Source organism: Pseudomonas sp. HR1 (genome assembly GCF_030175875.1).
GTDB lineage: Bacteria > Pseudomonadota > Gammaproteobacteria > Pseudomonadales > Pseudomonadaceae > Chryseomonas > Chryseomonas oryzihabitans.
This window is the reverse complement of record NZ_JASNRF010000001.1, coordinates 188,744-207,652: the sequence shown is the minus strand read 5'-3', so window position 1 is coordinate 207,652 and position 18,909 is coordinate 188,744. Positions and strand designations below refer to the sequence as shown.

General features: G+C 68.3%; 19 protein-coding genes. 7 read left to right on the top strand and 12 right to left on the bottom strand.

Annotated elements, in window-relative coordinates; all coding sequences use genetic code 11:
- Positions 1 to 155: 155 nt before the first annotated feature.
- Entirely contained in the window at positions 156 to 1,028 is an 873-nt protein-coding gene (locus QKY98_RS00965) for an alpha/beta hydrolase family protein (protein ID WP_284670185.1), read from the bottom strand.
- Between the two features lie 73 nt (positions 1,029 to 1,101).
- Here QKY98_RS00965 and QKY98_RS00960 point away from each other — a divergent pair, with 73 nt between their 5' ends.
- Both QKY98_RS00960 and QKY98_RS00955 read left to right on the top strand, forming a co-directional pair.
- On the top strand, positions 1,102 to 1,665 hold the full coding sequence (locus tag QKY98_RS00960; RefSeq protein WP_284670184.1) for a TetR/AcrR family transcriptional regulator: 564 nt from the start codon (positions 1,102 to 1,104) through the stop codon (positions 1,663 to 1,665).
- Positions 1,666 to 1,725: 60 nt separating this feature from the next.
- Positions 1,726 to 1,863, top strand: a complete 138-nt coding sequence (locus QKY98_RS00955) for a hypothetical protein (protein ID WP_169887044.1) — start codon at positions 1,726 to 1,728, stop codon at positions 1,861 to 1,863.
- Positions 1,864 to 2,296: 433 nt separating this feature from the next.
- Here QKY98_RS00955 and QKY98_RS00950 read toward each other — a convergent pair whose 3' ends face one another.
- From QKY98_RS00950 to QKY98_RS00930, 5 genes are all read right to left on the bottom strand, one after another.
- Positions 2,297 to 3,073, bottom strand: coding sequence for an L-fucose dehydrogenase (locus QKY98_RS00950; RefSeq protein WP_284670183.1), 777 nt, complete (start codon positions 3,071 to 3,073; stop codon positions 2,297 to 2,299).
- Complete coding sequence (locus QKY98_RS00945; RefSeq protein WP_267401052.1) at positions 3,070 to 3,930, bottom strand: amidohydrolase family protein; 861 nt, start codon at positions 3,928 to 3,930, stop codon at positions 3,070 to 3,072. The genes QKY98_RS00950 and QKY98_RS00945 overlap by 4 nt, the downstream gene beginning before the upstream one ends.
- Complete coding sequence (locus tag QKY98_RS00940; protein ID WP_284670182.1) at positions 3,927 to 5,219, bottom strand: L-fuconate dehydratase; 1,293 nt, start codon at positions 5,217 to 5,219, stop codon at positions 3,927 to 3,929. Before QKY98_RS00940 ends, QKY98_RS00945 begins: the two co-directional genes overlap by 4 nt.
- A gap of 106 nt (positions 5,220 to 5,325) precedes the next feature.
- Positions 5,326 to 6,174, bottom strand: a complete 849-nt coding sequence (locus QKY98_RS00935) for an ureidoglycolate lyase (RefSeq protein WP_284670181.1) — start codon at positions 6,172 to 6,174, stop codon at positions 5,326 to 5,328.
- A gap of 43 nt (positions 6,175 to 6,217) precedes the next feature.
- On the bottom strand, positions 6,218 to 6,958 hold the full coding sequence (locus tag QKY98_RS00930; protein ID WP_007160714.1) for an SDR family oxidoreductase: 741 nt from the start codon (positions 6,956 to 6,958) through the stop codon (positions 6,218 to 6,220).
- A 152-nt stretch (positions 6,959 to 7,110) separates the two neighbouring features.
- On the opposite strand from QKY98_RS00930, the gene QKY98_RS00925 reads away from it, so the two are divergent.
- Both QKY98_RS00925 and QKY98_RS00920 read left to right on the top strand, forming a co-directional pair.
- On the top strand, positions 7,111 to 7,875 hold the full coding sequence (locus QKY98_RS00925) for a FadR/GntR family transcriptional regulator (protein ID WP_027600112.1): 765 nt from the start codon (positions 7,111 to 7,113) through the stop codon (positions 7,873 to 7,875).
- Positions 7,876 to 8,399: 524 nt separating this feature from the next.
- Positions 8,400 to 9,230 carry a PhzF family phenazine biosynthesis protein gene (locus tag QKY98_RS00920; protein WP_284670180.1) on the top strand — a complete coding sequence of 277 codons (831 nt, stop codon included), beginning with the start codon at positions 8,400 to 8,402 and terminating at the stop codon, positions 9,228 to 9,230.
- A 7-nt stretch (positions 9,231 to 9,237) separates the two neighbouring features.
- Here the strand turns inward: QKY98_RS00920 and QKY98_RS00915 are convergent, their stop codons facing one another.
- Positions 9,238 to 11,055, bottom strand: a complete 1,818-nt coding sequence (locus QKY98_RS00915) for an alkaline phosphatase family protein (protein ID WP_284670179.1) — start codon at positions 11,053 to 11,055, stop codon at positions 9,238 to 9,240.
- Positions 11,056 to 11,187: 132 nt separating this feature from the next.
- On the opposite strand from QKY98_RS00915, the gene QKY98_RS00910 reads away from it, so the two are divergent.
- The gene (locus QKY98_RS00910; RefSeq protein ID WP_284670178.1) at positions 11,188 to 11,970 is read left to right on the top strand and encodes an aldolase; all 783 of its coding nucleotides are present in this window, start codon (positions 11,188 to 11,190) and stop codon (positions 11,968 to 11,970) included.
- A 9-nt stretch (positions 11,971 to 11,979) separates the two neighbouring features.
- Here the strand turns inward: QKY98_RS00910 and QKY98_RS00905 are convergent, their stop codons facing one another.
- From QKY98_RS00905 to QKY98_RS00895, 3 genes are all read right to left on the bottom strand, one after another.
- Positions 11,980 to 12,261, bottom strand: coding sequence for a hypothetical protein (locus QKY98_RS00905; protein WP_027600116.1), 282 nt, complete (start codon positions 12,259 to 12,261; stop codon positions 11,980 to 11,982).
- 213 nt (positions 12,262 to 12,474) lie between these two features.
- Complete coding sequence (locus QKY98_RS00900) at positions 12,475 to 12,609, bottom strand: hypothetical protein (protein WP_256204021.1); 135 nt, start codon at positions 12,607 to 12,609, stop codon at positions 12,475 to 12,477.
- Positions 12,610 to 12,635: 26 nt separating this feature from the next.
- Positions 12,636 to 14,723, bottom strand: coding sequence for a PAS domain-containing protein (locus tag QKY98_RS00895; protein ID WP_284670177.1), 2,088 nt, complete (start codon positions 14,721 to 14,723; stop codon positions 12,636 to 12,638).
- A 318-nt stretch (positions 14,724 to 15,041) separates the two neighbouring features.
- On the opposite strand from QKY98_RS00895, the gene QKY98_RS00890 reads away from it, so the two are divergent.
- Together QKY98_RS00890 and QKY98_RS00885 are read left to right on the top strand one after the other, a co-directional pair.
- Complete coding sequence (locus tag QKY98_RS00890; RefSeq protein ID WP_284670176.1) at positions 15,042 to 16,403, top strand: MFS transporter; 1,362 nt, start codon at positions 15,042 to 15,044, stop codon at positions 16,401 to 16,403.
- 151 nt (positions 16,404 to 16,554) lie between these two features.
- Positions 16,555 to 17,619 carry a 2-isopropylmalate synthase gene (locus tag QKY98_RS00885; protein WP_042137006.1) on the top strand — a complete coding sequence of 355 codons (1,065 nt, stop codon included), beginning with the start codon at positions 16,555 to 16,557 and terminating at the stop codon, positions 17,617 to 17,619.
- On the opposite strand, the gene QKY98_RS00880 is transcribed toward QKY98_RS00885, so the two are convergent.
- Positions 17,582 to 18,388: an AraC family transcriptional regulator gene (locus QKY98_RS00880; protein ID WP_284670175.1), complete on the bottom strand. Its 807-nt coding sequence runs from the start codon at positions 18,386 to 18,388 to the stop codon at positions 17,582 to 17,584. The two genes, QKY98_RS00885 and QKY98_RS00880, sit on opposite strands and share 38 nt — an antisense overlap.
- Positions 18,389 to 18,393: 5 nt before the next feature.
- Positions 18,394 to 18,888 carry a MarR family winged helix-turn-helix transcriptional regulator gene (locus QKY98_RS00875; protein WP_042137007.1) on the bottom strand — a complete coding sequence of 165 codons (495 nt, stop codon included), beginning with the start codon at positions 18,886 to 18,888 and terminating at the stop codon, positions 18,394 to 18,396.
- Positions 18,889 to 18,909 lie beyond the last annotated feature (21 nt).

The following is an 18,909-nucleotide window of genomic DNA, read 5'->3' as shown; positions in this document are numbered from 1 at the left end:
AAGACGCGGCTACTGGAGCCGACGAGCTGTCACCACCACCATTCAGACGGTCACAGCAGTCAGGGCTTAATCCGCTGACTTAACGTTGTGCAGGCTGGCGATGTCGGCCCGTGCAGCTCTGACTATGAGCGCTACGCCATGCGCCCAGCCACCACTCAACCGGGGTTGGGCATCCGGGGCAGGGCAGCGAACCAATCCAGCGCCCTATCCCACAGCGGCTGGGCGCTGGCGCGGAAATAGCCCATGTGGCCGATGGCGCCGCCGTGCTGGCGGGGGTCGAGGTCTTCGCGCTGGAGGTCGACGTTGCGATAGGCCTGCATGAAGGCATCGCGCGATTGCGGGGTGGCCCAGAGATCGTCCAGGGCGTTGACCGCGACGATGGGGGTGCGCACCGCGGCGTAGCCGGCTTCGATGCCCTGCATGGCCGGATCGTCGAAGAAGTAGTGGGGATAGCTGCACCAGTGGCGCCACTGGCGATAGACGTCGCGCGGCAGGTCTTCGCCCAGGCCCAGGGCGCTCCAGGGGCAGTAGCCCTTCCACCAGGTCAGCACCGGCAGAACCAGTTTCCACATGGTCAGCACCTTGAGTCTTTCCAGCGGCGGCATATAGCCGTACCAGCCGGCGCTGGTGCCGAAGACATAGAAGCCGGCCACCTTGGCGTGGTTGGGCAGGAGGCCGAAGGCATGGCCGCCATAGGAGTGGCCGACCAGGTAGAGGGGGATGTCGCCCTGGGCCATGCTGTCCACCGCGGCGGCGAGGTCCTGGCGCGCCCAGTCCAGCAGGTCCATGCGAAAGCCCTTGAGCGAGGCCGGCGCCGAACGGCCGATGCCGCGGTAATCGAAGGTCAGGGTCTCGAAACCGCGGGCCGCGGCGTGCTGGGCGAAACGTCGATAGAAGCCTTGGGGCACGGCGGTGGCGCCGGCGACGATCAGCCGTCCCTGCAGCGGCCCCTGGGCGGGATAGCGACTGGTGCTGAGGCGATAACCGTCCGCGGTGATCAGCTCCTCGACGAGGGCGTCGCTGGGCATGGGGTGGTCCCTATGACAGTTGTTATAATGCCTGGACGGTAGATTATGACGACTGTCATAGCAAGGAGAATGGATGACCGAGCAGTCGACGGTACGGAAACGGGTGGTGGTGGCGGCTTCGGCCATGCTGGCGCAGCACGGCCTCAATGCCACCAGCATCCGCGAGACAATCAAGCGCGCCGAGGCGCCGCTGGGGTCCACCTATCATCACTTCCCCGGTGGCAAGCACCAGCTGGTGGTGGAGGCGGTGGAGCTGGCCGGCGCCCAGGTCAGCCGCGATCTGGAGCGCCAGCTGCAGGCCGGGGCCCTGGCGGGAATCCAGGGCTTTTTGCGACTCTGGCGCGACATCCTGCTGGACTCGGACTTTCGCGTCGGCTGCCCGGTGATGGCGGTGGCGGTGGAAGAACCGGTGGACGAGATCGCCCAGCGCGAGCTGGACGCGGCGGCGGGCATCTATCGCCGCTGGGAGGCCCGGCTGCAGGTAGCGCTGGTCGAGCATGGCCATGCGGAAGAGGCGGCAGCGGGATTGGCGACGCTGCTGGTGGCGGCGGTGCAGGGGGTGATCCCGCTGTGCCGCGCCCAGCGCAGCATCGAACCCTTCGACCGGGTGGCCGAACGTCTGGTGGTGCTGGTCTAGCGGGAACGCCACCGGGGCCGGCGGACTCCACCAAGGGTGCCTCTACGAGCGGAGTACCCCATGAATCCCGAACCCGCGGATGATAAGCAGACCCCCCACGACTACGACGAATACGGCGACGTGCCGGATTCGGCCAACACCAGCACCACCGAAGAGCGCGAGGATCTGGACGACAGCCCGTTGAGTCCGAAGCGCTAGCGGTGCCTGCCGCGTGGACAAGGCTGCGCCGTTGTCCACCCTACGGGAGCTTGCTCTCGCCAACCTACGGTGGATGGGTAGGGTGGAAAACCGCGCAGCGTTTTCCACGTATCGATGATCCAACCGCTAACTCCGATACCGCCCCCTCTCCCCCGGGGAAAGGGCTGGGGTGAGGGTGGCCACAGCGGCAGGCCTGCACTCCAACGGCGGTTTTGGTGCCCTGCGCGTGGACAAGGCTGCGCGGTTGTCCGCCCTACGGGAGTTCGCTCTCGCCAACCTACGGCGGATGGGTAGGGTGGAAAACCGCGCAGCGTTTTCCACGTATCGATGATCTCGGCTAACGCCAAACCCTGCCGTCACCATAATACCGCCCCCTCTCCCTCCGGGAGAGGGCTGGGGTGAGGGCGCCTTCCTGCTCCTCCGCCTCATTCCCTCACGTCAACGCCCGATCCAGATGCAGATAGCCGCCATCGACGCTCAGCCACTGCCCGGTGGTATGGCTGGAGCGTGGCGAGAGCAGGAAGGCCACGGTGTCGGCGATCTCCTCCGGGGTGGTCATGCGGCGGCCGAGGGGGATGCGCGCGGTGATGGCGGCGAGCTTGGCAGCCGGGTCGGGAAAGCCCTGCAGCCAGCGTTCGTAGAGCGGGGTCATGACCTCGGCGGGGATCACCGCGTTGACGCGGATGCCGTCGTCCAGCAGCGAGGCGGCCCACTCGCGGGTCAGGGCCAGCACGCCGCCCTTGGCCGCGGTGTAGCCGCTGGTGTCGCCCTGGCCGGAAAGGGCGGTCTTGGAGGCGATGTTGACGATGGCGCCGGTGCTGGCGCGCAATGCCGGCAGGCAGAGGTGCGCCAGGTGATAGTAATGCACCAGGTTGCGTTCCAGGGAGGCGACGAAGGCGGCGCGACCGGCGCTGAGACTGACGCCATCGTTGACCCCGGCGTTGTTGACCAGTCCATCGATGCGCCCATAGGTGTCCTGTACGGCGACCACGGTCCGCTCGCAGGCGGCTTCGTCGCACAGCTCCACGGTGAAGGCCCGAGCCCTGGGCTGACGTTCGGCCAGTTGCGCGGCGAAGTCGGCTGCCAGCGGCTCGCGGGCGAGGATCACCGGGACGGCGCCCTCGGCCGCCAGGGCCAGGGAGATGGCGGCGCCGATGCCGGAGCCGCCGCCGCTGACCAGGAACACCTTGTCGGTCAGGTGCAGATTCATGCCACGGCCTCCCGCGGCTGGGTGCCCAGGCCATAGAGCCGGGCCGCGTTGCCGCCAAAGACCGCGGCGCGTTCACCCGTCGTGAGCTCCAGCAGCGCCTGCTCGGCCAGGTCGACCACCTCGGCGTAGCTGGCGGCCAGGGTGCAGACCGGCCAGTCCGAGCCGAACAGCAGGCGCTCCGGCCCGAAGGCCTCCAGGGCGATACGGGCATAGGGCAGCAATTGCTCCGCCTGCCAGCCCTGCCAGTCGGCCTCGGTGACCAGCCCAGACAGCTTGCAATGCACATGGGGCAGCCGCGCCAGGGGCGCCAGCAGCCGAGCGTAGTCGGCGGGCGCGACCCGGCCCGGTGGCTTGCCCAGGTGGTCCAGCACCAGCACGCCGTGGTCATGGCGGGCGGCGAAGGCGGTGGCGGCGGGCAGGGTCTCGGCGTGGATCAGCAGTTCATAGAGATAGCCATGCCGCTGCAGGGTGGCGACGCCCCGGTTGGCGGCGGCATCGGCCAGCCAGGCGCCTGGATCGGCCTCGTCCTGCACCGGATGGCGAAAGCCGCGCAGGTGACGACTGCCCTGGCGCCGTTCCAGGCGCGCCACCAGGTCGGCGGCGCGCAGATCGGTCCAGCCGACCACCGCCTGCACCCAGGGCGTCTGGGCGGCGAGGTCGAGCAGAAAGTCCGTCTCCTCTTCCTGGGTGCGCGCCTGCACGGCGATGCAGCCGTCGAAACCGGCCCGCTGCAGGTGCGGTTGCAGATCGGCCGGCAGATGGTCGCGTTGCAGCCCGGCCATGCGCCCGTCGATCCAGGCGAATTCGGCCGGCCGATAGCGCCAGAAGTGCTGGTGGGCATCCAGGCGCGGGCTCATGACGGCTGCCCTCCGGCATGGCGATAACGCGCCCGGGAGGCGGCCTTGATGGCGATGGAGAACCCCGGCGCCTGGGGCGCGAGATAGGCGGCGCCGCGCACCCGGCAGGGGTCCTCGAAGTGTTCGTGGAGGTGATCGACGTATTCCACCACCCGGCCCTCCTGGGTGCCGGCGACGCAGAGGTAGTCGATCATCGCCAGGTGCTGCACGTATTCGCAGAGGCCAACGCCGCCGGCATGGGGGCAGACCGGCAGGTCGTACTTGGCGGCCATCAGCTGCACCGCCAGCACCTCGTTGAGGCCGCCCAGGCGGCAAGCGTCGAGCTGCACCACGTCCAGGCCGCCGCGCATGATGAATTGCTTGAAGAGGATGCGGTTCTGGCACATCTCGCCGGTGGCCACCTTGACCGGCGCCACCGCCTCGCGGATGGCGCGATGGCCCTCCACGTCGTCGGGGCTGGTGGGTTCCTCGATGAACCAGGGCTGGGCGAAGGCCAGCTCGCGCACCCAGTCGATGGCCTCGCCGACTTCCCACACCTGGTTGGCGTCGATCATCAGGTGGCGCTCGGGGCCGATCACCTCGCGGGCGATGCGCACCCGGCGGATGTCGTCGGCGAGATCGCGACCGACCTTGAGCTTGATGTGGGAGAAGCCGGCGTCGATGGCCTCCTGGCAGAGGCGGCGCAGCTTGTCGTCGGGATAGCCGAGCCAGCCGGCCGAGGTGGTGTAGCAGGGATAGCCCTCGGCTTCCAGGCGCTGCAGGCGCTCGGCCTTGCCCTCGGCGCGCTGGCGCAGCAGGGCCAGGGCTTCCTCGGGGGTGATGCAGTCAGTGAGATAGCGGAAGTCGATGCAGCGCACCAGCTCTTCGGGACTCATCTCCGCCACCAGGCGCCACACCGGCTTGCCCACGGCGCGCGCCCAGAGGTCCCAGGCGGCGTTGACCACCGCGCCGGTGGCCAGGTGGATGGCGCCCTTGTCCGGGCCGATCCAGCGCAGCTGGCTGTCGCCGGTGATGTGGCGCCAGAAACGCCCCGGGTCTTCCTGGATCCACTCCAGGGTCAGGCCTTGCACCCGCGGCTCCAGGGCGCGCAGGGCGGCGCAGCAGATCTCGTTGCCGCGGCCGATGGTGAACGTGAGGCCGTGACCCTCCAGCCCCGGCTGGTCGGTCTGCAGGATGACGTAGGCGGCGGAGTAGTCCGGATCCGGATTCATGGCATCGGAGCCATCCAGCGCCTGGCTGGTGGGAAAGCGGATGTCTTCGATCTGCAGGCCGGTAATTGTTGTTGGCATGGCGCTGTCCTCGAGGGTTTTCACGGGCTGAGCGAACCCGGCCCCGTGCCCGCTCGATGAAAAGCGGGCACGGGGGTTTGCCAGGTTTGGGCGGGGGTGGCTTGCCCTAGTCGGCGGCGACGGTGCGCTGGTGCTGCTCGCCCAGGCCCTGGATGCCCAGGCGCATTTCCTGGCCGGGCTTGAGGTACACCGACTGCGGCTTGACGCCCATGCCCACGCCCGGCGGGGTACCGGTGGAGATGACGTCACCCGGTTGCAGACTCATGCAGCGGCTGAGGTAGGCGATGATCTGGGCCACCGTGAAGATCATGGTGCGGGTGTTGCCGTTCTGGTAGCGGTGGCCGTCCACCTCCAGCCAGAGGTCGAGGTTCTGCGGATCGGCCACCTCATCGGCGGTCACCAGCCAGGGGCCGAGCGGGCCGAAGGTGTCGAAGCCCTTGCCCTTGTCCCAGGTGCCGCCGCGTTCGAGTTGCCACTCGCGCTCGGAGACGTCGTTGACCACGCAATAGCCGGCCACGTGATCCAGGGCGTTGGCTTCGTCGATGTAGCGCCCGGCCTTGCCGATCACCACGCCCAGCTCCACTTCCCAGTCGGTCTTGGTCGAGTCGCGGGGGATCTGCACGGCGTCGTTGGGCCCGCAGATGGCGCTGGTCCACTTGTTGAACACCACCGGCTCCTTGGGCACGTCCAGACCGGATTCGGCGGCGTGGTCGGCGTAGTTGAGGCCAATGCAGATGAACTTGCCGACCCGGCCCACGCAGGGGCCGAGGCGCGGGGTGCCGTCCACCAGTGGCAGGCTGTCCGGGTCCAGCTGACGCAGCCGGGCCAGGGATTCGGCGCCGAGCGCCTCGCCGGCGAGATCGGCCACCTGGCCGGAGAGATCGCGAAGCTGGCCCTGGGCATCCAGCAGACCGGGTTTTTCCTGGCCCTGGGGGCCGTAGCGCAAGAGTTTCATCGGAGCTCCTATGAGGGGAAAAGGGTGCGGACGAAAAACGGCGTCAGACGCTCCAGCCACCATCGATCACCTGGGCGGTCCCGGTGACGAAGGCGGCGGCGTCGGAGGCAAGATACAGGGCGAGGGCGGCGATCTCCTCCGGCCGGCCCACGCGACCCATCGGCTGGCGGGCGGCGAAGGCGGCCTGGACCTCGGCTTCGCTGCGGCCTTCGCGGGCGGCCTGGTCGGCGATGCGCTGGTGCAGCGAGGGGGAATCCACGGTGCCGGGGCAGATGGCGTTGCAGCGGATGCCCTGGCCGACATAGTCGGCGGCCACCGACTTGGTCAGGCCGATCACCGCCGCCTTGCTGGCGCCATAGGCGCAGCGATTGGCCACGCCCTTGAGGCTGGAGGCGATCGAGGCCATGTTGATGATGCAGCCGCCGCCCTGGGCCAGCATGCCGGGCAGCACGGCGCGGATCATGCGGTACATGGCGGTGGCGTTGAGTTCGAAGGAGAAGCGCCAGGCGTCTTCGTCGCAGTCGAGGATGCTGCCGGCGTGGACGTAGCCGGCGCAGTTGAACAGGACGTCCAGGCTGCCCAGGTCGGCGACCAGGGCGGTAACCGCCGCCGCATCGGTGACGTCGAGCACCCGGGTACGCAGCCCTTCGAGGCTGTCCAGGGCGGCGGCATTGATGTCGGTGGCGATGACCTCGGCACCGGCGCGATGGAAGGCGAGGGCGGTGGCCCGGCCGATCCCCTGGCCGGCGGCGGTGACGAGGACGCGTTTGCCTGCATGACTCATGCGGGAGACCTCTTGGCTGATTATTGTTGTGAGTCGCCTGACCGCCAGCGGTCAATGGTCAGGCCATTGGTCCTATTGTTTAGACCCTGCTAGGCTCTCAGGCAAGGATTTTTTCGCGGCAGACTGCGCGACCTGCATGAGACGAGACCGCCATGCCCCTTCAGGTGATTGAAAAACCACGGCTTTACCGGCAGATCGCCGACCAGCTGCGCGCCCTCATCGACGGCGGCGAATATCCGCCGGGCAGTTGCCTGCCCGCCGAGCGCGAATTGGCCAAGCAGCTGGGGGTGAGTCGTGCCTCGGTGCGCGAGGCGCTGATCGCCCTGGAGGTGATCGGCCTGGTGGACGTGCGCGTCGGCGACGGCGTGCGGGTCTGCGCGCCCAGCGCCCCGCCGCCGCCGGACACCCCGGTGCTGGAACTGGCCGGGCGCGGCCAGTGGGCGGAGATGGATCCGGAGCTGAGCCTGGCGCTGGATCTGGACGCCGAGATTCCGCCCTTCGCCCTGCTGCAGGCGCGCCGCCTGGTGGAGCCGGAGGCCGCCGCTCTGGCCGCAAGCCATGCCAGCGCCAGCGAACTGGCCGGCATCCGCGCGGCCTATGGGCGCAACGTCGAGGACAATCGCCTGGGGTCGACCACCCATCCCGGCGACCGGCTGTTCCATATCCGCATCGCCCAGGCCAGCGGCAATCCGGCCTATGCGCTGCTGCTGCGCCATCTGCTCGGCCATCGCTACGGCAGCATGTTCCAGCTGCTGCAGCGCCGCTACACCCCCGAAGACATGCCCGACCGCTCCCAGCAGGAGCACCTGGCCATCCTCGAAGCCCTGGAAGCCCACGACCCCGACGCCGCCCGCCAGGCCATGGCCGCGCACCTCGATGCCGTGACCCGCATCTTCGCGCGGCCGGCGGTGGAGTGAGGAGCTGCCCCCTCTCCCTTTGGGAGAGGTTTGGGGTGAGGGTGGGTAGCCCGGCCGTTGGGCTTCGCTGTGCTCAGTGCCAACCTACGGGTGAGCGATGATTCATGGACAAGATTGCGCCGTTGTCCACCCTACGCAGGGCGCTGACCCCGCGCGGAACCGCCCCCTCTCCCTTGGGGAGAGGGCTGGGGTGAGGGTGGCTAGTGCCCGTTGGGCTTCGCTGCGCTCAGCGCCAACCTACGGGTGGGCGGCAGGTTCGTGGACAAGGCTGCGCCGTTGTCCACGCTACGCAGGGCGCTGACCCCGCGCAGACCCGCCCCCTCTCCCTTTGGGAGAGGGCTGGGGTGAGGGCAAGCTCGCGTCGATGCCGTAGGGCGACACCGTAGGGTGGAAAACCACGCAGCGTTTTCCACCCAAACCCCGCGCAACGCCCGTCTGTACGGCCATTTAGCGACCCGGCTGTGGCTGGCCCCACCGGCGCCCGACCGCGGACAATCGGCGCTTTGCCCAAGGAGTCCGCCGCCATGTCCCTCGTCTTCCATCAGGTCGATGTCTTTGCCCAGCGCCCCCTGGAGGGTAATGCCCTGGCGGTGGTCTGTGGCGCCGATGCGCTGTCCACCGAGCAGATGGCCGCCCTGGCGCGCTGGACCAATCTGTCGGAAACCTCCTTCCTGCTGCAGCCCACCGATCCGACGGCGGACTACCGGGTACGTATCTTCACCCCGCAGCGCGAGTTGCCCTTCGCCGGCCATCCGACCCTGGGCAGTTGCCATGTCTGGTTGCGCGAAGGCGGGCGGCCCAAGGGCGGCGAAGTGATCCAGGAATGCGGCGCCGGCCTGGTGCCGATCCGCGCCGCCGGGGAGGAGCTGGCCTTTGCCGCGCCGCCGCTGGTGCGAGGCGGTGCGGTGGAGCCCGAGATACTGGTGCGCATCGCCCGGGGCACCGGCCTGGCACCTGAGCGCATCCAGGCCAGCCAGTGGGCGGACAACGGCCCCGGCTGGGTGGCGGTGCTGCTGGAGAGTCGTGAGGAATTGCTGGAGCTCCGCCCGGACTATGCCGCCCTGGAAGGCCTCAACGTCGGCCTGATCGCCCCCTGGACGGGCAGCGCGGCCGAGGCGCAATTCGAGGTGCGCGCCCTGATGGGCGAGGAATACGCCGAAGACCCCGTCACCGGCAGCCTCAACGCCAGCCTGGCGCAGTGGCTGATCCCGGCGGGCCTGGCGCCGGAGCGCTATCTGGCCAGCCAGGGCACGGTTCTCGGCCGGCGCGGCCGGGTGCGGGTAGCCCGCATCGCCGACCAGATCTGGGTGGGCGGCGCGGTGCAGGACTGCATCCGCGGCACCCTCAGCCTCTAGGCGCGGATCACAGCCCGACCGAGCGACCCTTGAAGCCGGCGGCATCGAAGTAGCGGGTGTCGCCGACGTTCTGGGTCTTGAGTTCGGTGACCAGCCCGCCCGCCGCCGGTGCCGAGCGCTGCACCCGGTGGCTGGCCTTGACCGGCTTGCCGCCTTCCAGGCTCTCGCCGATCACCCGGCCGACCAGTTGCCCCTTGGCCGGGATCTCCAGGTGCAGCAGGTGCGCCAGGGTCTGGCCGACGTCGGCGTTGCTGACCGGACTCAGGTCGACGAAGCCCTTGTGGAAGTCCGGGCCGATGGCCGCCATGAAGTTGTGGGTGTCGCCGCGGCTGAAGCTGCCATGCATGCCCTGGCCCTGCTGCAGCCCGGTGTCGGCCACCTCGACGGCGCAGACGTCGGGTTTGCCGCAACCGCTGTCATAGGAGCGGAAGTTGACCACGATGGCCGGGTAGGGGGTGAGCGCCGAGCCCTTGAGGTTGATCGCCGAGAGCGGCAGGGTGCCGGGGATCTTGCCCAGGTCGTCGTCGACGAACAGGCCGCTGACGTAATCCTGCTTGAGCAGCGCCGCGACCACCTTGGGCGCCAGCGTCTTGGCATCGCCCTGCGGCAGATAGACCAGGTCCGAGCCGCCGTTGGCCGCCACCACCACCTCCGGCTTGGCCGCGTCCGGGCCGATCAGGCCATTGGCCTTGCTCGGGTGCTGGCCCTGGTCCATCGCCACCGCGGCGCCCTTGGCGTCCGGATCGAGCAGCGGCAATTTCAGCGCGGCGGCGAGATCCAGGGCGAGGAAGCCGGGCGGCAGCTGCCCCTTGGGCACGTCGGGGTAGCTGGCCTTGGCCGCCGGACTGGTCTTGCTCTCCTTGGAGATGGTGGAGAAGCCGTGGTCGGCGCTGACGAAGATGTCGGTGTTGCCGTCCAGGCCCAGCTCCTTGAGCCGGGCGCGCAGGGCGCCGAGGTTGGCGTCGACGTTGCGGATGGCGGCCAGGCTGGTGGGGCCGTTGATGCCCGGAGTGACCTTGCCCAGGCTGTCGCCCTGGTTGTGTTGGGTGCCATCGGGGTCGCGCGACCAGAACACCAGCACGAAGGGCTTGCCGCTCGCCTTGAAGCGCGGCAGCAGCACCTGGTTGGTGACGTCGAGGAAGTAGCGCTGCTGCTCGACGTTGGCGCTCAGGGTGCCGGGCGTGGTGGCGTTGCCGGCCTTGCCGTTGGCGCCCCGGCTCGGGGCTTCCAGCGGCAGACCGGCCTGTTTCAGGGCGTCCTGCATGGCCGCGCTCAGGGGAATGCCGGTGGGGTGACCGGTGGAGTCGTCGACGATCACCGTCTTTTCGCCGTCGCGGGCGGTCACGTCCTGGATGGCCACCGGACCGAGCTTGCCGACGGCGGCGGTGGACAGGCCCGCCTGGCGCGCGGCGGCCAGCAGGGTTTCCTCGTCCAGGTAGTTGCCGGCGAAATGCTCGTCGACGTCGCCCAGCACCTCGTCGTTCTCCAGGAAGGGCGTGACGCTGTTGTTGGCGCCCGGCACCGGGAAGCCGGTGTAGATGGTGTTACCGAAATCCCCGGTATCGCCCAGGTAGTGCCCGGTGGCCATGGCCGAGGCATTGGGCGTGGTGAACGTCGGGAACAGCGAGTGGCTGTTCTGGAAATTCACGCCCTCGCGGCGCAACTGGGCCAGATTCGGCGCGGTCTGGGCGTCGACGATGTTGGCGCGCAGGCCATCGGGGATGAAAAGGATGACGTTGCGCGCCGGCTCCGCAGCCATAACGGCCGAACTGGCGAGAAGGGCGAGGCTGCAGGCACGGGCGAGACGAGTGGGAAGGAAGGCCATGGAAAACTCTCTGCATGGAGGAAAGATGGCAGAGATGTAACAAGAGATTGCTGCAATTTTATGATGACAGCGCCATGACAGGGGGCGGCATCCTTTGTGCAGCACTCCGGCCTCTTTCCAAGGAGCACCCCTATGGCCCACGCCTTCGCGAGTACTACTGCCGCTGCCCGTCACCTCGATCTGGACACCCCGGCCATCCGCCAGGCCCGCATCGATCTCGCCGCCTGCTTCCGCATGGCTGCCCGGCTGGGCCTGGGCGAGGGGATCTGTAATCACTTCTCCTTCGTGGTGCCCGGCCACGACGAGCTGTTCCTGGTCAATCCCTATGGCCTGGCCTTCGCCGAGGTCACGGCATCCTCGCTGCTGATCTGCGACTTCGCCGGTGGCGTGGTCATGGGCGAGGGCGCCCCCGAGGCCACCGCCTTCCATATCCACGCCCAGCTGCACCGCCTCAATCCCGGGGCACGGGCGGCCTTCCATACCCATATGCCCAATGCCACGGCGCTCTGTCTGCTGGAGGGCGAGCCCTTCGTCTGGGCCGGGCAGACCGCGCTGAAATTCTATGACCGTCTGCGCGTGGACGAGGACTACAACGGCCTGGCGCTGGACGCCACGGAAGGCGAACGCATCGCCCGGGCGGCGGGGGACGCGGCGGTGGTCATGCTGAAGAATCACGGACCCCTGGTGCTGGGGCCGAGCATCGCCGAGGCCTGGGACGACCTCTACTACCTGGAGCGCGCCGCCGAGGTGCAACTCAAGGCCATGGCCAGCGGCCGGCCGCTGAAGCCGGTGGCACCGGCCATCGCGCACGCCGCCTGCCAGCAGATGCTGCAGGGCAACGCCGACAGCGCGCGACTGCACCTGGAAAGCGTGAAGCGCCAGCTGCTGCGGCTGGAGCCGGATTACCGGGACTGAGCGGGGCGGTCAGCCGCCGTGGCTGCGGCGCTGGGGCACGGCCTGCACCTGCGGAGCGGAGAGCTCCAGCGCGGCGGCCGCGACCACGGGCAGCTGGGCATCCAGCTGCTCGACCAGGCGCTCGCGCAACTGGCGCTTGAGCGCGCGACTCATGTCGAGCTGGCCATGATGATCCAGGGCCAGAAAGCCCTGCTGGAGGATCTCGATGGACAGGGACGGGACCTCGGCGCCCAGGGGGCAGACATCGAAGGCAAGCGACTGAGCGTGGGCTGACGGCATCCTGGTGATCATGGCTGTCCCTCCTGGACCAGAGCCCCATCATGCCAGGCCCGGCGGAGAGCGCTGGAGTGGCAAAACGCGGACCCGTGGACTGTTGCGCATTTTGTCGGCGCGAAAAAAAGCCCGGGATCCTCCCGGGCTAAAAGCGCAGATGTCAGCTTCTACGATGCCTTTCGGCATGGAAGAGAGCTTGCCACCGCCCGGCTTATGGCTGGCTTAACGTCGCTAGCGGATCAGCGAGGCCAGCAGGGCCATGCAGGCGATGGCGGTAAAGATCAGCAGGAGGTGCAGCAGGGAGAGCTTGTCCATGAGCGAGGGCACGGGTAGCGACGCGGAGGGCCGATGATAGCAAAGAGACATCACGGCACGCCTGACCTGCTCGCGACTCAGGCCCTTTGCAGCATCGCCTGGATCCGCCGCTCCAGCGTATCCAGGGTGAAGGGCTTGGTCAGCACCCGCATGCCGGTTTCGAGATGGGCGTCGTCGATAACCTGGCTTTCCGCATAACCGGTGATGAACAGCACCGGCAGCTCCGGTCGCAGTCCGCGCAGGGCGTCGGCCAGCTGGCGGCCGTTGAGGGCGCCGGGCAGGCCGACATCGGTGATCAGCAGGTCCAGCGGGGTATCGGGCGAGAGCAGGGCCAGAGCGGTGGCGGCATCGGCCGCCTCCAGTACCCGGTAGCCCTGGGCGAGCATGACTTCCACCAGCAGGGTACGGATGGTGGGTTCGTCGTCGACCACCAGGATGGTCTCGCCGTGGCCTGGGGCGTGAGGCTCCGGTTCGGCCGGCAAGGCGCTGTCGGCCAGCGGCGCCAGGTGATGACGCGGCAGATAGAGGTGTACCCAGGTACCGGCGCCGGGCGCGGAGTCGATGCGGATCTCGCCACCCGACTGCAGTACGAAGCCATGCACCATGGACAGTCCCAGGCCGGTACCCTGGCCAATGGGCTTGGTGGTGAAGAAGGGATCGAATACCCGGGCGAGGACCTCGTCGCTCATGCCGCTGCCGGTATCGCCCACGCTCAGGCGCACGAAGTCGCCCACGGGCAGGGCCTGGCGCTCGGCCTGGGTCGCGTCCAGGCGCTCGTTGCTCAGGACGATACGGATGCGCCCGCCGTCGGGCATGGCGTCGCGGGCGTTTAGGCAGAGGTTGAGCAGGGCGTTTTCCAGCTGCAGACCGTCGATGTGGGTCAGCCAGAGCCGGGGATCGGCTTCGCGCTCCAGGGCGATCTGCGGACCTATGCTGCGCTGGATCAGGTCTTCCAGGCCGATGACCAGTTGCTCCAGCGCCACCGGTTGCGGATCCAGGGTCTGGCGCCGGGAAAAGGCCAGCAGCCGGTGGGTCAGGGCGGCGGCGCGCTGGGCGGCGCTGCGGGCGGTGCCGGTGTAGCGCTCGAGGTCCTGCAGCCGGCCCTGGCGCAGGCGCAGGTCGAGCATCTCCAGCGAGCCGAGGATGCCGGTCAGCAGGTTGTTGAAGTCATGGGCGATGCCGCCGGTGAGCTGGCCGACGGCCTCCATCTTCTGCGACTGGCGCAGGGCTTCTTCCATCAGCCGGATGCGCTCCTGCTCGTTGAGGCGCTCGGTGACGTCGTAGGCGAACTGATAGGCGCCGATGCGCTGGCCGTCGGCATCGAGCAGCGGGCTGAATTGCAGTTCGTAGTGGCGCTGCAGCGGTGCCTCGCCGACCGAGACGATCTCGTTGAAGGCTTCGCCGGTAAAGGCGCGCTGCCACTGCGCGGACAGCCGTTCACTGATCTCCGGGCGACTGTCCAGGGCCGAGCGGTAGGACGCCCCCAACTGCGGGCGGACGCCAAAGACCTGTTCGAAGAGGTCGGCGCCGGAGCCATTGACCGCCAGCCAGCGGAAATCGAAGTCCAGTACATGGATCATTGCACTGGCGGCGTCCACCACCCTGGCCAGGATGCGGTTGGCGGCCAGGGCGGCCTGCACCCGTTCTTCGAGGGTTTCGTTGAGTTGCCGCAGGGCGATTTCGGCGCGCTTGCGCGCGGTGATGTCCTGGAACAGCACCGCGACCTGGCGGCGGCTGGCCGGCTCGATGCGAAAGGCGGCCAGCTCCAGGTAGCGCCCGGTGGCCACCAGTTCCTGTTCGAAGCGGATGGCTTCGCCGGTGCGCAGCACGTGCCCATAGCGGTCGAGCCAGGCCTGAGCCTCGTCGCCGACCATGTCGCGCAGCTTCTGGCCCACCACATTGGGTATACCGGCATGGGCCGCATAGGCCGGATTGGCCTCGATGTGGATGTAGTCGCTCAAGGGGCCGTGGGGCCCGTCGAGGAATTCGATGATGCAGAAGCCCTCGTCCATGGCGTTGAACAGGAACTGGTAGCGTTCGCTGGTCAGGGTCGCGCTGTTTTCCGCAGGCACGGCGCGGGCATCGAGCTGCTGGCGCAGCTGCTGATTGCGTTGCTCCAGCTCGGCAAGGCGCGCCAGCAGGGAAGGAATGTCGGCGACAGGCACGGCAGGCTCGGCGAGAAGAGATGAGACGACGGCTTCGCCTCAAAGACCGGCATTAGACGGCTTGGGGCGAAAAAGTGCCGGGCGCGTCACAGATTCTTTAAGGTAGGGTTCAGGGGCCGGTCAGAGAGGCTGAGGTGAGCGCGAAGACCGAGTCGGGTGGCCAGGGACTAGCTACTTGAGAGATGTCTGACCACTCTGCTTTGGGTGGATTGACACCTGCCAAAGTCACTCATACGATGTCATATGAATATCTGGTAACAGCTTTCCAACGACCCCGGTTCACACCGGTCAATAACAACAAGTCAGGAAGCCTATTCGATGACTATCCAGGTCACTCCCGAGACGGAGTCCGCCCTGCGGCCGCAGGACACGCCCGTCGCCGCTACCCCGCAAGTCTCCCGCTTCACCCGCTACCGCTGGCTGATCTGCGCCCTGCTGTTCATCGCCATCGGCATCAACTACATCGACCGCCAGATGATCGGCATCCTCAAGCCCACGCTGCAGGCGGACCTGGGCTGGACGGAGACCGATTACGCCAAGATCGTGTTCTGGTTCCAGTGCGCCTACGCCATCGGCTTCCTGACCTTTGGCCGCATCATCGACAAGGTCGGGGTGCGCATCGGCTACGCCCTGGCCTTCACCATCTGGACCATCGCCAGCATCGGTCACGGCATCGCCCATACCGTCACCCACTTCGTGCTGGTGCGCTTCACCCTCGGCTTCGGCGAGTCCGGCAGCTTTCCGGCCAGCCTCAAGGCGGTCTCGGAATGGTTTCCGCAAAAGGAACGCGCCCAGGCCACCGGGCTGTTCAACGCCGGCACCGCCATGGGCCCTATCATCACACCTTTGCTGGTGCCGGCCATCACCCTGGCCTGGGGCTGGCGCGCGGCCTTCATCTCCATCGGCATCGTCACCGCCCTGTGGCTGATCGCCTGGCTGCTGATCTATCGCCGCCCCCACGAACACCCCAAGGTGAGTCGCGAAGAGCTGGCCTACATCCAGGCCGACGATGGCTCCCCGGTATCGGCCAAGCCGGCCGTCGCGGCCAAGATCTCCTGGTTCAAGCTGCTGACCTTCCGCGAGACCTGGGCCTATGCCGCCGGCAAGTTCCTCACCGATCCGATCTGGTGGCTGTACCTGTTCTGGCTGCCGGACTTCCTCGGCAAGACCTACGGCCTGAATCTGAAATCCTTCGGTCCGCCGCTGATCGCCATCTATATCCTGGCCGACATCGGCTCGGTGATGGGCGGCTGGGGCTCCTCCAAGCAGATGAAGCTCGGCCGCAGCGCCAACCTGGCGCGCAAGACCACCATGCTGCTCTGCGCCCTGGCGGTCGTGCCCATCGTCACCGCCCAGTTCGTCTCCAGCCTGTGGCTGGTGGTGGGCATCATCGGTCTCGCCGCCGCGGCCCACCAGGCGTGGTCGGCCAACCTGATGACCCTGCCGTCGGACCTCTTCCCCAAGGAAGCCGTGGCCTCGGTGATCGGCATCGGCGGTACCGCCGGCGCCATCGGCGGCATGCTGATGACCACCTACAACGGCTACATCCTGGAGATCTTCAAGTCCTACCAGCCGATCTTCATCGTCGCCGGCAGTGCCTACCTGGTGGCCATCGTGGTCATCCATGTGCTCACGCCGCGGCTCAAGCCGGTACCGCTGGAGCGCATCTCGGTGGGCTGACCGCGGGTCGCTGACAAGCAAGCCGCCGGGTCATCCCCGGCGGCTTTTTGCATGCCGCGGGCTGTCCGGATCGCGCAGGGGGCTGTCCTGCTCGCGAGCGCAGCGGACCGGCGGGGCGCTCAGACTCGGGGACCCAGTCCTGGAGTCCCCCATGCTCAAGCAACCCCAGACCAAGTACCGCGCCTTTGCCGCGCCCCCGTTGCCCGACCGCCAATGGCCGGGCCGCCAGCTGACCCAGGCACCGCGCTGGTGCTCCACCGACCTGCGCGATGGCAACCAGGCGCTGATCGAGCCCATGGGGCTGGAGCGCAAGCGGCGCTTCTTCGCTCTGTTGCTGGCGATCGGCTACCGGGAAATCGAGGTGGCCTTTCCGGCGGCGTCCCAGACCGATTTCGATTTCGTGCGTGAACTGGTCACCGCGGACGGACTGCCGGACGATCTCTGGCTGCAGGTGATGACACCCGCGCGCAGCGAGCTGATCGAGCGCACCTTCGCGGCCCTGGAGGGCGTCCCCCGCGCCATCGTGCACCTCTACAACGCCACTGCGCCGCTGTTTCGCCGGGTGGTCTTCGACCAGGATCGCGCCGCCACCCTGGCCATGGCGGTGGCCGGTACCCAGCGCGTGCGCGCCCTGTGCGACGCCCAGCCGGAGACGGCCTGGACCTATCAGTATTCGCCCGAGACCTTCTGCTTCACCGAAGCCGACTTCGCCCTGGAGATCTGCCAGGCGGTGCGCGAGGCCTGGCAGCCCTCGGCGGAGCGCCCGCTGATCCTCAATCTGCCGGCGACGGTGGAAGTGGCCACGCCCAATGTCTATGCCGACCAGATCGAGGGCTTCATCCGCGGCCTGGGTCCGGCGCCCCATGTGACCATCAGCGTCCATCCGCATAACGACCGCGGCACCGGCGTCGCCTGCGCCGAACTGGCCCAGCTGGCCGGGGCCACGCGGGTGGAGGGCTGTCTGTTCGGCAATGGCGAGCGCACCGGCAACGTCGATCTGGTGACCCTGGCGCTGAATCTCTACAGCCAGGGCATCACGCCGGGCATCGACTTCTCCCGCCTGGAAGAGGTGGCCAGCGTGGTGGAGGCCTGCAACCAACTGACCATCCATCCGCGCCATCCCTATGGCGGTCGCCTGGCCCTGGCCGCCTACCCAGCGCAGGCCGCGCCGCTGGGGATCATAGATCCGGCCGATCTGGGCCGGGTGGCGGGCTAGGGACGGGGGGCAACTCCGTCTGGCCGCGATAGGCGGAAGGGGACACCCCCAGCACCTGGCGGAAGCGGGTGGCGAAGGCACTGGGGCTGGCATAGCCATGGTCCAGGGCGACGTCGACGATGGCGTGGCCGGCGGCCAGGGAGGTCAGGCTGGAATCCAGCCGCGCCCGCTGCAGCCACTGGCCGAAGGTCAGGCCGGTTTCCTTGAGGAACAGCCGGCTCAGGGTGCGCTCGCTGACCGCCAGCCGCGCGGCGGCGCGGGTCAGCGTCCAGCGCTCGCCCGGGTGCTGGCGCAGGTGGCGGCAGAGTGCGGCGAGGGTGGCATCCACCGGCCAGGGCAGGTGCAGGCCGGCGGTGGGCGAGCCCTGCAACTCGTCGAGCATAAGCTGCAGGATATAGCGGGCACGCCCCTCGGCCGGTCGATCGGCAGGCAGGGGCAGGGCGGCCAGGATGAGTTCGCGCAGGAGCGGCGAGACGGCGATCAGCTGGCAGCGCGTCGGCAACTCGGCGCGCGCCTGGGGATCGACGAACAGGGTGCGCACCTCGACCCGGCCCAGCAGGTGCAGATCGTGCTCTTCGTCAGCGGGCACCCAGACGCCGCGCCCGGGCGGCACCACCCAGCGCCCCTGGGCGGTGTTGACGATGACGATGCCGCAGAGGGCATGGATCAGCTGTGCCTGGCGATGGCGATGGGGCGGCACCCGCTCGCCATGGGCATAGTCCTGGGCCACGGCGTGGAGGCCATTGCACGAGCTGAAGTCGAGGTACATGGCCGTCAGGACGGCGCGCGGCCGGCCAGCCACTTGCCCAGCAGGGCATCCAGCTGCCGCTGCTCGGCCTCGCTGAGGGTGGCCAGGGCGCGGCGTTCGTTGTCGACGTGGGCGGCCATCAGGCCGTCGATCAGGGCGAAGCCGTCCGTGGTGAGGGCCACCAGGGTGCTGCGGCGATCCTCGGGATTCTTGCGCCGCTCGATCAGCCCGGCGCGCTCCAGGCGGTCGAGGCGATTGGTCATGCCGCCCGAGGAGATCATGGCCGATTCATAGAGCACCGTCGGACTCAGGGCATAGGGCTCGCCGGCGCGCCTCAGGGTGGCCAGGACGTCGAATTCGCCATAGTGCAGCCGGTGTTCGTCGAAGAAGGGCTGCAGGACGTCGCGATTGAGCACCTGGGCCATCTCGCCCAGGCGACCGACCAGGCGCATGGGCAGGGCATCCAGGTCGGGGCGCTCGCGGTGCCACTGGTCCACGGCGAATTCGGCGCGATCGGCCATCCGGCTTACCTCGGAAATATA